Genomic DNA, 12673 nt, shown 5'->3' on the forward strand with positions numbered 1-12673 from the left:
TGGTTTACATGGATTACAAAATGAACGTTTGGAAAACCCTTTTACTTGGCATGTTTGTCACAAGCAGTGCCATTTCCGCGCCTGTTGAGCTCGATAAAGTCGCTGTGATTGTGAACGATGGCGTTATCCTACAAAGTGACATCAACACCGCCACCAAAACCTTGCGCGCAAATGCGAAAAAAAGCAGCCAAGCTCTGCCCGACGCTGAAGTGCTGCACGAACAAATCGTCGACAAATTGATCCTAGATACACTGCAAACACAAGAAGCCGATCGTATCGGCGTACGAATTGATGACACTCGCCTCAATCAAGCGATTGAAGAGATTGCACGCAACAACAAGCAATCCATAGAAGAACTGTCTGCTTCAATCGTAAGTGAAGGTGTTAGCTACGCTGAATTTCGCGAGCAGATCCGTAAAGAAATGGCAGCATCCGAAGCACGCAATGCGTTAGTTCGTCGTCGAATTAACATTCTTCCAGCAGAAGTCGATAATCTGGCTGAGCTACTTGCAAAAGAAACCAATGCCAGCGTTGAGTACCGCATTGGCCACATCCAGCTGCGATTTACTGAAGGCCAAGATAAGTCAGCACTGGAAGCACAAGCAAAAGAACTGGTCGATAAACTGAATAGTGGCGCGGATTTCAGCACCATGGCATACACTTATTCCAAAGGACCTAAAGCACTGCAAGGTGGTGATTGGGGTTGGATGCGTAAAGAAGAGATGCCAACCATTTTTGCCGATCAAATTAAAATGCAGAACAAAGGCAGCATCATTGGCCCATTCCGCAGTGGTGTCGGCTTTCACATTCTCAAAATCGAAGACGTGAAAGGCTTAGAGACGGTCGCTGTCACAGAAGTGAATGCACGACATATTCTGTTAAAACCAACGGTCATTTTGAGCGATGAAGGTGCTCAGCGCGAACTGAATGAGTTTATCCGTCGAATTCGCGCAGGCGAAGCAACCTTTGGTGAATTGGCGCAGCAATACAGCCAAGACCCTGGCTCAGCAGCGCAAGACGGTGAGTTGGGCTATCAAACTCCTGATTTGTATGTGCCGGAGTTTAAACATCAAGTTGAAACCTTGGCCGTTGGCACTATTAGCGAGCCCTTTAAGACCGTGCATGGCTGGCATATTGTTGAAGTGCTTGACCGCCGTGAAGTCGACCGCACCGACTCTGCGATGAAAAATAAGGCCTATCGCATCCTCTTTAATCGTAAATTCAACGAGGAAGTCGGCGCTTGGATGCAAGAGCTTCGAGCAGGTGCGTTTGTCGAAATCATCAACGAGGAAGAAAACGATGATTAAACGCTTAGTGGTGACAGCTGGAGAACCCGCTGGCATTGGTCCCGATCTTGTTCTCGCTTTATCAAAAGAGCATTGGCCACACCAGTTAGTGGTGTGTGCAGATAAAAACATGCTCACCCAACGTGCAGAGCAATTGGGGATTAACGTTACCCTGCTTGATTATGATGCTTCAGCTGCCCCCTCCCCCCAACAAGCGGGGACATTAGTGGTCGAGCATATCGATATGCCGAGTACTTGTGTGGCAGGGCAGCTCAATGAAGAGAATGGTCATTATGTATTAAAAACGCTGGAAAGAGCCGCTTTAGGCTGTATGAAAAGCGAATTTGATGCTATTGTCACCGGCCCTGTTCACAAGGGGGTGATTAACCGAGCTGGGGTTGCTTTTAGCGGCCATACCGAGTTTTTTGCCGAGCTATCAAACACGCCTCTTGTGGTTATGATGTTAGCCACCGAAGGCTTAAGAGTGGCACTTGTCACGACACATATTCCATTGGCGTATGTGTCGAAAGCGGTCACTGCAGAGCGATTGCAGAAGATCATCGATATTTTGCATCGCGACTTAGTAGAAAAATTCGCCATTGCCGAGCCTAAGATTTACGTGTGTGGATTAAACCCGCACGCAGGAGAGGACGGATGCTTAGGTCGTGAAGAGATTGAAACCATCACGCCGACGCTGGAAAAAATTCGTCAAGAAAAAGGAATCCATCTGCTAGGCCCATTGCCAGCAGACACCATTTTCAATGAAAAATATTTAAACGATGCCGATGCTGTTCTAGGAATGTATCACGACCAAGTCTTGCCTGTGTTGAAATACAAGGGATTTGGTCAGTCGGTCAACATTACTCTTGGTCTACCCTTTATAAGAACATCGGTAGATCACGGAACTGCACTCGATTTAGCCGGGACTGGCCAAGCGGATACAGGGAGCTTCCGAACAGCACTTCAGCATGCGATAGAACTGGTAGAGAAAAAACAATGAGAAATGATGTCCATATGGGGCACAAAGCGCGTAAACGCTTTGGTCAGAACTTCCTTAACGATCCGTACATTATTGATGGCATCGTATCGGCCATTAACCCAAGACCGGGACAAAACCTGGTTGAAATCGGTCCTGGTTTAGGCGCGATTACCGAACCAGTTGGCCGCGAAGTGGACAAATTCACCGTTATCGAACTTGACCGAGATTTGGCGGAGCGCCTTCGTACTCATCCAGAATTGGCAGACAAACTGACGATTCATGAAGGGGATGCGATGCGTTTTGATTTCACTCAATTAGTGAAACCAAACAATAAGTTACGTATTTTTGGTAACCTGCCTTACAACATTTCAACACCGCTGATGTTCCACCTATTTGAATTTCATAAAGACATTCAAGACATGCACTTTATGTTGCAAAAAGAAGTGGTGAATCGCCTTGCTGCAGGTCCGGGTAGCAAAGCCTATGGTCGTCTCACAGTGATGGCACAATACTACTGTAAAGTGGTACCCGTGTTGGAAGTACCACCAACCGCTTTTGTACCACCACCGAAAGTCGACTCAGCGGTGGTTCGCCTCGTTCCTTACGAGACCTTACCTCACCCAGCAAATAACCTGCAATGGCTAGAACGCGTCTGCCGCGAAGGCTTTAACCAACGCCGCAAAACCGTGCGTAACTGTTATAAGTCACTGATGAGTGAGCAAGTTCTTGATGAACTCGGGGTAAACCCTGGCATGCGTCCAGAGAATCTGACGCTGCAGCAATTTGTGGCGATGGCAAACTGGCTGGATGCTAACCATAAATAAATCTATCGGTATGAGAGTGAGCATAGACTCACTCTCTGCTTTTCCAAACACGGAGTCAGCATGGACGTATCTCAACCCCGTATTCAAATTCAAGTTCACACCAAATACGTCGAAGAACAATCCAATCCTGAACTTGCTCGCTATATCTTCGCTTACATCATTACCATTAAAAACCACAGTTCTGAGAGCGTACAACTGCTTAGTCGACGCTGGTTGATCACCGATGCCAATGGCAAACAGATCTCTGTCGAAGGCGATGGCGTCGTCGGCCAACAACCGTTTATCGATGCTGGTGATGAGTACACTTACAGCAGCGGCACCGCATTAGACACCCCAGTTGGTGTCATGCAAGGTCAATACATCATGCACGATGCTCAAAGCAAAGAATTTGTCGTCGAAATTGAACCTTTCCGCCTCGCGGTTCCCAACATTCTTAACTGATTTGAGGCAATAATTTGGCAAACTATATTGTTGGAGACATCCAAGGCTGTTTTGATGAATTGATGCTGCTATTAGCGCAGTGCCAGTTTGATAAAAACCAGGATACACTCTGGGTCGCTGGTGATTTGGTCGCGCGCGGACCAAAATCATTAGAAACACTGAGATTTATCAAATCACTCGGCGACAGTGCCAAAGTGGTTTTGGGTAACCACGATCTCCATCTCATTGCCGTATCTCTGGGGATTCGCAATAACAAAGCCAAAGACAAAACAGCGCCAATTTTTGCAAGTGAAGATGGTAATGAACTCCTCCACTGGCTGCGCCAGCAACCGCTTCTTGCAGAACATCCCGAATTTGTAGTTTGCCACGCAGGCATCTCGCCTCAATGGGATCTTACGACAGCACGTTTGTGTGCCGAGGAAGTAGAAAGCCTGCTGCGCAGCGAAAATTACCGCTGGCTGATTGAGAATATGTACTGCAACCAACCCGATCTCTGGCAGGACAATCTCTCCGGCTTGGATCGCTACCGTTACATCATCAATGCCTTTACACGCATGCGCTTTTGCTTCACCGATGGGCGTTTGGATATGGATTGCAAACTGCCACCATCAGAAGTAAAAGAAAGCGAACTGATGCCTTGGTTTAAATTGCCACAGCGTAGAGCACTTGATAAACCCGTTTTATTTGGTCATTGGGCGGCTTTAGAAGGTTATATTAGCGAAGAAGTGATTGGATTGGATACAGGCTGCGTTTGGGACGGCAGCCTGACTCTGATCCGCTGGGAAGACAAACAAGTATTTAGTCAGAAGGCACTAGCAAACTAGCAAACTAGCAAACTAGCAAACTAGCAATTCTCTCTTTCTAAAATAACAAAATCCATCGCGTAGCGATTTTTCTCATCAGAAGAATAATGTTCGCGATGGCTCTCGTACCATTGCTCCCCCCAATCAGGAAACTGAGTATCACCATCAATCGTGGCATCGATAAACGTCAGATAGAGTTTGTCAGCTTTTGGTAAACACTCAGCGTAAATTGAACCGCCACCGATGATCATCACTTCATCCACATCCCCCGCTAACGCTAAGGCATGCGCAATCGAGCTGGCCATGGTGACCCCCTCAATAACCAAGCTTTCATCACGACTAATCACAATATTCAATCGCCCTGGCAACGGACGTCCGATCGAAGCATACGTTTTACGCCCCATCACGACCGGTTTCCCCATCGTGCAGCGTTTGAACCAAGCAAAATCTGCGGGAAGATGCCAAGGCATCTGGTTATCTTTACCAATGATTCTTTGCTTTGCCATAGCGGCAATCATACTGATGATCATCTCTCTTCCTTACACTATTGGTCTGCGGCGGTAGAATAACAGTCCGGGGACGGCAAGGCCAACCGCCAGTCCCGCAATGATGAACATCGCTTTTAAAAAGTTTTCCATACAAACCGCCACCAACTCTGGGGTATAGCCAAGATGATTGATCTCCACCATTGCGATCATGGCTTTAAAAGTGAATACGCCGGGAACCATTGGAATCAATGCCGCGACAGTAAACACCTTCGGGTGCGCTAACAAACGCCGTGACCAGTACACACCAATCATCCCGACTAAGGTAGCCGCAAAAAACGTCGCCCATTCAATCGGAATGCCAAATTTCATCATCAAATATCGACTGCCATGACCAATAGCACCGCCGAGCGCACAATAAATTAACGCTCTCGGTGGCACATTGAACACCAATGCAAACCCAACCGCAGGAATCGCGGCAAAAAACATATCGTTGAGTAAACCGACTAGCAATTCCATTAGCTCGACCATCCCCAAATACCCGTTACACTCATCGCCGCGACAATCCCTAAGCTGGTCGCCAACGTCAGTAAACTCGCCATAACGAAGCGAGCAATCCCCATATTGATATGGCCTTTCAGCATATCTGCAACCGAGTTAATCAATGGGAAACCAGGAACCAGCATTAGCACAGAAGACGCCATCACCACCGTCGGCAAGTTGCCAATTTCAAGAATGACCGCTTGTGCAGAGATAAGGGTGGTCACGAACGCTGTTGCAGCAAAGTTCAAAAGTGGGTTGAAATGACGATGTCCGATTTCTTGACGAACGATCATGCCGCAGCCAGAGGCAATGAAAGTCATCGCAAATACAGCCCAATCTCCTCCAGCAAGACGAGCGAACGAAGCACACGACAATCCAATCATGAACACCACCAACCAGCGATTGTAACGTTCAGGACTGATGGCATTGAGTTTTTTTTGCGCCATACTGGCATCTAAAATGCCTTTTTCCATCATGATGCAAATACGCTGGATTTCAGTGACCGCTTTCATGTTGATTCCGCGATCAACACAACTGCGAGTCGTCGTGATGCAATGACCATTCATCACCGTTGTCACCACTAAAGCATTAGCAGACAAAGCCACTTCGACTTCGCTAACGCCACAAGCAACGCCGATTCGACGCATGATATCCCCAACCAAAGTACTTTCAGCTCCATGGGCTAGCAACATCTGCCCAGCTTGAGCAACCAATCGAGAAATCGATCGTTGTTTTGATGCCATAACGACGTCCTAATTCCTTTTACTGTAAAAAGAGGCATACCCACCTCCTGAAAACTGAATATTCTGCCCGAAAAGAAATCGTTGAAACATGATTTAGATGCAAAAAAGCCGCAATTCACATTGCGGCTCTTAATATGCGTCAGGCGATTATTCACGAACATAGATGACGTGACCATCATCTTCTTCGTCGTCCCAATCATCCCAGTCGTCGTCATCGTCTTCAGTAATCACTTCACCCTGATTTGCATCTGGATGGTAATCCCACATGAAGTTCACTTTCTCAGCTTCCGACATTTCTTGTTCTTCACGTGGCAATTGCTCCATGAAGTCAGCTAACTTATAACAAAGATCTTTCGTACCTTGACGATTCACCGCTGAGATCTTGAAGTATTGCTCTTCCCAACCCAACGCATCGATCACTTCTTGAATGATCTCATCCGCTTGCTCTTCGCTCACGAGATCGACTTTGTTAAAGACTAACCAACGAGGTTTGTTGGCCAATTTTTCACTGTACTGTTCAAGCTCATCGATGATCGTCAGCGCATTTTGCACTGGATCCGATTGATCAATTGGGTAGATGTCGATCATGTGCAACAGTACACGACAACGCTCTAGGTGTTTAAGGAAACGAATTCCCAAACCTGCACCATCAGCCGCACCTTCAATCAACCCTGGAATATCAGCAACCACAAAGCTTTTCTCAGGAACAACACTCACGACACCTAGACTTGGGATCAAGGTAGTAAATGGATAATCCGCGACTTTCGGTTTCGCCGCCGACACAGCACGAATAAAGGTCGATTTGCCTGCGTTTGGCAAACCAAGCATACCTACATCCGCAAGTAGCAGAAGCTCTAAGCGAAGTTCACGAATTTCCCCTTTCGTGCCCATCGTCTTTTGACGAGGAGCGCGGTTAACCGAGGATTTAAAACGCGTGTTACCGAGGCCATGCCAACCACCTTTGGCCACCATGACTTTTTTACCATGTTCAGCAACTTCAGCAACGATCTCATTAGTATGAATATCCACTGCTCGTGTACCAACAGGCACGCGTAACGTAATATCCTTACCGCGCTTACCAGTACAGTTGCCACCGCTACCATTTTGGCCACGCTCCGCTTCATAGAAGCGCTGAAAACGGTAGTCAATCAGCGTATTTAAGTTTTCATCGGCTTGGATGTAGACATCACCACCGTCACCGCCGTCGCCACCATCTGGGCCACCTTTGGTGACGAATTTTTCACGCCAGAAACTTACAACACCGTTTCCGCCGTCGCCAGCTTGAACCTTAATTACCGCTTCATCAACGAATTTCATTTCTTACTCCGGCTATTTCGCCCGTAAATCAATATCACTACATTTTAGCAGATGACAGATCGAAGACACCAAGAGATGGTGTTTTGAATATGTCGACTGCAATAAAAAACCCCACCATTACGGCAGGGTTTTTCGATTCTGCTAGAAACCTAAATTACTCAGCGTCGATGCTTACGAATTTACGGTTTTTAGGACCTTTCACTTCGAACTTAACTTTACCGTCAGTTAGAGCGAATAGAGTGTGGTCTTTACCTAGGCCAACGTTGTTACCAGCGTGGAACTTAGTGCCGCGCTGACGAACAATGATGTTACCTGCTAGAACAGATTCACCACCGAAACGTTTAACACCCAGACGTTTACTTTCTGAGTCACGGCCGTTACGAGTAGAACCACCAGCTTTTTTGTGTGCCATTGTTAAACTCTCCTATTAGATTACGCGTTAATACCAGTGATCTTCACTTCCGTGAACCACTGACGGTGACCTTGTTGCTTACGAGAGTGCTTACGACGACGGAACTTAACGATTTTAATTTTATCGCCACGACCGTGCTGTACAACTTCAGCAACTACTTTACCGCCCTCTACTAGAGGAGCACCAACTTTGATGTCTTCACCGTTAGCAACAAGTAGAACTTTATCAAATTCAACAGTTGCACCAGTTTCAACGTCTAATTTCTCTAAACGAAGAGTTTGACCTTCGCTTACACGGTGTTGTTTACCACCAGATTGGAAAACAGCGTACATATTTTACTCCGCTCTTTCCGCACAGCCTATGCTACATTTTGTGCGATAAGGGTGTGCGCTAAACTAATCATCAATAGGGCGCAGATTCTACAGAAAGGATCTTCCCATGACAAGCCATATTTTGAAAAAATTGGCGAAAAGCTAATCGCCAAATAAAAGTGGGGCAATCATGCCCTTTAGTAATGTATTAATCAATGTTTTTTAGTGTATTATTCGACAATTATACAAATCGATTAAGCCTTGCAGGGTCTAACTTCAGCCGGATATACGATGGATTTTAAAACTATCCAAGCGCTTACTGCCGATGACATGGCAAAAGTGAACGAAACAATTCAAGCCCAACTCAATTCTGATGTCTCTTTAATCAATCAACTTGGTTTTTATATCATCAGTGGTGGCGGTAAACGTATTCGCCCTCTCCTTGCCGTCATTTCGGCAAAAGCACTAGGCTATCAGGGCAATGCGCACACCACAGCGGCAGCATTTATTGAGTTTATCCATACTGCGACGCTGTTGCACGACGATGTCGTGGATGAATCAGACATGCGTCGAGGCAAAGCTACCGCCAATGCCGCATTCGGCAATGCTGCTAGTGTTTTGGTTGGGGATTTCATCTACACCCGCTCTTTTCAGATGATGACTGAACTAGGATCAATGAAGATCCTGAAGCTCATGAGCGATGCGGTAAACGTGATTGCAGAAGGTGAAGTCATGCAATTGATGAACTGCAATGATCCTGATACCACCGAAGAAAGCTACATGCAGGTGATCTATTCTAAAACCGCACGCCTGTTTGAAGCCGCAACACAAATTGGGGCTATTCTTAATGATGCTCCAGCGGAAGTCGAAACCGCACTGCAAAATTATGGCAAGTATCTCGGTACCGCGTTTCAGTTGATCGATGATGTCATGGATTACACATCAGATGGCAAAGAGATGGGTAAAAACGTTGGGGATGACCTCGCAGAAGGCAAGCCCACACTGCCTTTATTACATGCCATGCGTCATACCAGTGCAGACAACGCTCAAATGATTCGCGAAGCGATCGAAAACGCCAACGGAATGGAGCGTTTAAACGACATTCTGGCGGTGATGCAGCAAGCCGGCTCATTGACCTACACTGAAGAAAAAGCGATGGAAGAAGCCGATAAAGCCATTGCAGAATTGAAGGTATTGCCTGAGTCCGAGTACAAGCAAGCGTTAATTACACTTGCACACATGGCGGTAAAACGCAGCAAATAGTCAACGAGAAGAAAGGGAGCAATGGCTCCCTTTCGTTTTTGTTAAGTAAAATGCTATCAACCACAAACAAAAAGCCGATCCAACGATCGGCTTTGTTTTTCTAACCACTCACATTCGCTGGCTTACTTTACGAAGTCCACACCAATTTGAATGTCACCGTTAAGCGTTTCTAGCATGCCATCGAGAGCCGCTTTTTCGAAATCACTTAACTCGCCGTAAGGTAGAACTTCTTCAACACCATCTTTGCCAAGTTTCACTGGCTGTGCAAAGAAACTAGCGTGTTCGCCATTACCTTCAACGTACGCGTATTCAATCACTTCTTCACCCTGAAGCGCTTTCACGAGCGCAAGACCGAAACGACAAGCGGCTTGGCCCATAGAGAGTGTTGCGCTTCCGCCACCTGCTTTCGCCTCAACCACTTCAGTACCTGCGTTTTGAATACGTTTTGTCAACGCTGCAATTTCTTCATCTGTGAACGTCACGCCTTCGACTTGAGAAAGAAGAGGCAGAATGGTCACACCAGAGTGGCCGCCAATCACAGGAACGCGAACTTCGCCAGGATCTTGATCTTTCAACTCTGCAACGAAGGTTTCTGCACGGATAACGTCGAGAGTCGTGATACCAAACAGTTTACGCTTGTCGTAAACACCCGCTTTTTTCAGTACTTCAGCCGCAATTGGCACTGTGGTATTCACTGGGTTAGTGATGATACCAACACAAGCGTTCGGACATACAACCGCAATTTTTTCCGCTAACGCTTTGACGATACCAGCATTTACGTTGAATAGATCTGCACGATCCATTCCTGGTTTACGAGCAACACCAGCTGAGATAAGTACCACATCTGCACCCTCTAGTGCCGGCGTTGGATCTTCACCAGCATAACCTTTGATCGAAACAGGTGTTGGGATGTGACTAAGGTCAGCAGCAACACCAGGAGTGACCGGTGCAATATCATATAGGGCTAAATCAGAACCCGCTGGCAGGCGGTTTTTCAGTAAAAGAGCTAGGGCTTGACCGATGCCACCCGCGGCACCAATTACAGCTACTTTCATTGTAGTTCTCCTTGAGAGCGATCTCTTATAAACGTTTTTAGTAGGGTATTTTGTAAACAGCTGTACAGAAAGCTATAGCAATTACAACTTGATTACAATCAATTAACGCGCGCTTTGCGACCTTGCGCAACTCGATCTTCACGTGCCACATTATTTGGCGCTATTATCCACATAAAATGCAGGTATGACAAAGAGTTAAGCTTGAAGAAATTAAACAACATTTTTACCTCTGTTGCCGTATTTACTCGGCTAATAGGACGCTAACCTGTTTAAAATTTACAGTGATATAACTAACAGAATGCAATCAGCCTTTGGCACTAAGTGAATACCTATGCGAAAATATGCAAAACCATAGAATAATTGGAAATTGAACTTCATGCGTCCATCTGAAAAACAAGATAATCTCGTTCGCGCTTTCAAAGCTTTATTGAAAGAAGATCGCTTTGGGTCTCAAGGTGAAATAGTCGAAGCTCTGAAATTAGAAGGCTTTGATAACATCAACCAATCTAAAGTTTCACGCATGCTCACTAAGTTTGGGGCGGTGCGCACGCGTAATGCAAAAATGGAAATGGTTTACTGTCTTCCAACCGAGCTCGGTGTACCGACTGTTAGCAGCTCGCTACGTGAACTCGTGCTTGACGTCGACCATAACCAAGCATTGGTCGTCATTCATACGGGACCAGGGGCAGCCCAACTGATTGCCCGTATGCTAGATTCCCTCGGTAAGTCAGAAGGTATCTTAGGTGTCGTCGCTGGAGATGACACCATTTTCATTACCCCAACCCTTAACATCACAACAGAGCAGCTGTTTAAGTCGGTTTGTGAGCTCTTCGAGTACGCAGGCTAAAGTGCGACTTGCGATGCGCTCCGCTGTAAACTAAAGGAGCGCATTCTTTAACAAATGGTTTAAATTTGCACCTAAATCAACAATATCACTCATAACGCCTCATTACCTCTAAAAGCATTATTGTCATTTTAAGTCATTGTTCTATTTAATCACCAACTCAAAAATATCCAACAAACGTCTCTTTTCTTAGATTTTTTCGCTATAAGATTTAACAATTGTATAATTATCTGCCAATTATTTGTTATTATTCTGCCACTTTCTCAAACGATAGAAATGAGAAAGGTGCCGTTTCCAAAAGGAAACCCCTGAAGATAGCAGGCTATGCTTCTGGGTTAATAATGGATAAAGGAAGGAACATTCATGGCATTTAAGACACTAATTAAAGTGGGTTCAATTGCTGCCGCTGTGATCGGCGCAGGTGCAGTTCACGCTCAAGATTTTATTACGATTGGTACAGGTTCTGTAACGGGTGTTTACTACCCAACCGGGGGCGCCATCTGTAAACTGATCAACAAAGATCGTAAAGATCACAATATTCGCTGTTCTGTTGAGTCCACTGGTGGTTCGATCTACAACGTAAACACTATTCGCTCTGGTGAGTTAGACTTCGGTATCGTGCAATCTGACTGGCAATATCATGGCTACAAAGGCACCAGCAAATTTGAAGAGCAAGGCCCATATCCTAAACTAAGAGCGATGTTCTCACTGCATACCGAACCATTCAACATCATCGCTCGCTCAGACGCTGGCATCGATAAGCTAGAAGATCTGAAAGGCAAACGAGTGAATATTGGTAATCCAGGTTCTGGTGACCATGCAACAATGAGCGTTGTAATGGATGCTATGGGCTGGACTAGCGACAGCTTTAAGTTAGCGTCAGAGCTAAAAGGTTCTGAGCGTTCTCAAGCACTTTGTGACAACAAGATTGATGCCTTCATCTACATGGTTGGTCACCCGAATGGTTCTATTAAAGAAGCCACCACCTCTTGTGATGCGAAGTTGGTTTCAGCAACAGGTCCTCAAATCGATAAGATCGTTGCAGATAACCCATACTACGCCTATAGCACAGTCCCTGCGGATATGTACCGCGGCACGGACAAAGACGTGAAAAGCTTCGGTGTAGCAGCGACATTGGTAACGACCTCTGACGTTTCTGATGAGGTTGCCTATAATGTGGCGAAAGCGGTATTTGAAAACTTCGATACCTTTAAACGTCTACACCCTGCATTTGCCAATCTTAAGAAAGAAGACATGGTGAGTGCGGGTCTCTCTATTCCTCTACACCCTGGTGCAGTGAAATACTACAAAGAAGTGGGCTTGATTAAGTAATCATCCACTGACACAGACAGGAGGCTCGCGCTTCC

General features: G+C 46.0%; 15 protein-coding genes. 8 read left to right on the forward strand and 7 right to left on the reverse strand.

Translation table 11 applies throughout. The annotated features are described in order from the left end of the window. Positions 1-20: 20 nt before the first annotated feature. The 5 genes from surA to apaH are packed head-to-tail and all read left to right on the forward strand — an operon-like array spanning position 21 to position 4354. Positions 21-1307, forward strand: coding sequence for a peptidylprolyl isomerase SurA (gene surA / locus LZU85_RS17575; RefSeq protein ID WP_237287972.1), 1287 nt, complete (start codon positions 21-23; stop codon positions 1305-1307). Beyond that, complete coding sequence (gene pdxA, locus LZU85_RS17580; RefSeq protein ID WP_237287973.1) at positions 1300-2286, forward strand: 4-hydroxythreonine-4-phosphate dehydrogenase PdxA; 987 nt, start codon at positions 1300-1302, stop codon at positions 2284-2286. Before surA ends, pdxA begins: the two co-directional genes overlap by 8 nt. Then, complete coding sequence (gene rsmA / locus LZU85_RS17585) at positions 2283-3089, forward strand: 16S rRNA (adenine(1518)-N(6)/adenine(1519)-N(6))-dimethyltransferase RsmA (RefSeq protein ID WP_237287974.1); 807 nt, start codon at positions 2283-2285, stop codon at positions 3087-3089. Before pdxA ends, rsmA begins: the two co-directional genes overlap by 4 nt. Before the next feature lie 60 nt (positions 3090-3149). After that, a complete protein-coding gene (gene apaG, locus LZU85_RS17590) occupies positions 3150-3530 on the forward strand; it encodes a Co2+/Mg2+ efflux protein ApaG (protein WP_176297596.1) in 381 nt (126 codons plus the stop codon). A gap of 14 nt (positions 3531-3544) precedes the next feature. Continuing rightward, entirely contained in the window at positions 3545-4354 is an 810-nt protein-coding gene (apaH, locus tag LZU85_RS17595; protein WP_237287975.1) for a bis(5'-nucleosyl)-tetraphosphatase (symmetrical) ApaH, read from the forward strand. 20 nt (positions 4355-4374) lie between these two features. Here the strand turns inward: apaH and folA are convergent, their stop codons facing one another. The 6 genes from folA to rplU all read right to left on the reverse strand — a co-directional run bounded on the left by folA (position 4375) and on the right by rplU (position 8165). Next, positions 4375-4863 carry a type 3 dihydrofolate reductase gene (folA, locus tag LZU85_RS17600; protein WP_237287976.1) on the reverse strand — a complete coding sequence of 163 codons (489 nt, stop codon included), beginning with the start codon at positions 4861-4863 and terminating at the stop codon, positions 4375-4377. Positions 4864-4872: 9 nt separating this feature from the next. Continuing rightward, the gene (locus LZU85_RS17605; RefSeq protein WP_011149394.1) at positions 4873-5349 is read right to left on the reverse strand and encodes a threonine/serine exporter family protein; all 477 of its coding nucleotides are present in this window, start codon (positions 5347-5349) and stop codon (positions 4873-4875) included. Further along, positions 5337-6104, reverse strand: coding sequence for a threonine/serine exporter family protein (locus tag LZU85_RS17610; RefSeq protein ID WP_237287977.1), 768 nt, complete (start codon positions 6102-6104; stop codon positions 5337-5339). The genes LZU85_RS17605 and LZU85_RS17610 overlap by 13 nt, the downstream gene beginning before the upstream one ends. A gap of 147 nt (positions 6105-6251) precedes the next feature. Next, positions 6252-7421, reverse strand: a complete 1170-nt coding sequence (gene cgtA / locus LZU85_RS17615; protein ID WP_176297592.1) for an Obg family GTPase CgtA — start codon at positions 7419-7421, stop codon at positions 6252-6254. Between the two features lie 154 nt (positions 7422-7575). Further along, the gene (gene rpmA, locus LZU85_RS17620; protein WP_176297591.1) at positions 7576-7833 is read right to left on the reverse strand and encodes a 50S ribosomal protein L27; all 258 of its coding nucleotides are present in this window, start codon (positions 7831-7833) and stop codon (positions 7576-7578) included. A gap of 20 nt (positions 7834-7853) precedes the next feature. After that, the gene (gene rplU / locus LZU85_RS17625; protein WP_128811754.1) at positions 7854-8165 is read right to left on the reverse strand and encodes a 50S ribosomal protein L21; all 312 of its coding nucleotides are present in this window, start codon (positions 8163-8165) and stop codon (positions 7854-7856) included. Positions 8166-8435: 270 nt separating this feature from the next. On the opposite strand from rplU, the gene ispB reads away from it, so the two are divergent. Then, a complete protein-coding gene (gene ispB / locus LZU85_RS17630) occupies positions 8436-9407 on the forward strand; it encodes an octaprenyl diphosphate synthase (protein ID WP_176297590.1) in 972 nt (323 codons plus the stop codon). A 122-nt stretch (positions 9408-9529) separates the two neighbouring features. Here ispB and mdh read toward each other — a convergent pair whose 3' ends face one another. Continuing rightward, a complete protein-coding gene (gene mdh / locus LZU85_RS17635; protein ID WP_237287983.1) occupies positions 9530-10462 on the reverse strand; it encodes a malate dehydrogenase in 933 nt (310 codons plus the stop codon). Between the two features lie 376 nt (positions 10463-10838). On the opposite strand from mdh, the gene argR reads away from it, so the two are divergent. Together argR and LZU85_RS17645 are read left to right on the forward strand one after the other, a co-directional pair. Continuing rightward, entirely contained in the window at positions 10839-11309 is a 471-nt protein-coding gene (argR, locus tag LZU85_RS17640; RefSeq protein WP_176297588.1) for a transcriptional regulator ArgR, read from the forward strand. A gap of 360 nt (positions 11310-11669) precedes the next feature. Beyond that, positions 11670-12638 (forward strand): TAXI family TRAP transporter solute-binding subunit, encoded by a 969-nt coding sequence (locus tag LZU85_RS17645; RefSeq protein ID WP_176297587.1) that lies wholly within the window; start codon positions 11670-11672, stop codon positions 12636-12638. Positions 12639-12673 lie beyond the last annotated feature (35 nt).

It is taken from the genome of Vibrio floridensis, assembly GCF_021852965.1.
In the GTDB taxonomy this organism is placed as follows: domain Bacteria; phylum Pseudomonadota; class Gammaproteobacteria; order Enterobacterales; family Vibrionaceae; genus Vibrio; species Vibrio floridensis.

Excerpts from the sequence above, each read along its gene's own strand:
- surA (WP_237287972.1), top strand. The coding sequence starts at position 21 with ATGAACGTTTGGAAAACCCTTTTACTTGGCATGTTTGTCACAAGCAGT.
- pdxA (WP_237287973.1), top strand. The coding sequence starts at position 1,300 with ATGATTAAACGCTTAGTGGTGACAGCTGGAGAACCCGCTGGCATTGGT.
- rsmA (WP_237287974.1), top strand. The coding sequence starts at position 2,283 with ATGAGAAATGATGTCCATATGGGGCACAAAGCGCGTAAACGCTTTGGT.
- apaG (WP_176297596.1), top strand. The coding sequence starts at position 3,150 with ATGGACGTATCTCAACCCCGTATTCAAATTCAAGTTCACACCAAATAC.
- folA (WP_237287976.1), bottom strand. The coding sequence starts at position 4,863 with ATGATCATCAGTATGATTGCCGCTATGGCAAAGCAAAGAATCATTGGT.
- LZU85_RS17605 (WP_011149394.1), bottom strand. The coding sequence starts at position 5,349 with ATGGTCGAGCTAATGGAATTGCTAGTCGGTTTACTCAACGATATGTTT.
- LZU85_RS17610 (WP_237287977.1), bottom strand. The coding sequence starts at position 6,104 with ATGGCATCAAAACAACGATCGATTTCTCGATTGGTTGCTCAAGCTGGG.
- cgtA (WP_176297592.1), bottom strand. The coding sequence starts at position 7,421 with ATGAAATTCGTTGATGAAGCGGTAATTAAGGTTCAAGCTGGCGACGGC.
- rpmA (WP_176297591.1), bottom strand. The coding sequence starts at position 7,833 with ATGGCACACAAAAAAGCTGGTGGTTCTACTCGTAACGGCCGTGACTCA.
- rplU (WP_128811754.1), bottom strand. The coding sequence starts at position 8,165 with ATGTACGCTGTTTTCCAATCTGGTGGTAAACAACACCGTGTAAGCGAA.
- ispB (WP_176297590.1), top strand. The coding sequence starts at position 8,436 with ATGGATTTTAAAACTATCCAAGCGCTTACTGCCGATGACATGGCAAAA.
- mdh (WP_237287983.1), bottom strand. The coding sequence starts at position 10,462 with ATGAAAGTAGCTGTAATTGGTGCCGCGGGTGGCATCGGTCAAGCCCTA.
- argR (WP_176297588.1), top strand. The coding sequence starts at position 10,839 with ATGCGTCCATCTGAAAAACAAGATAATCTCGTTCGCGCTTTCAAAGCT.
- LZU85_RS17645 (WP_176297587.1), top strand. The coding sequence starts at position 11,670 with ATGGCATTTAAGACACTAATTAAAGTGGGTTCAATTGCTGCCGCTGTG.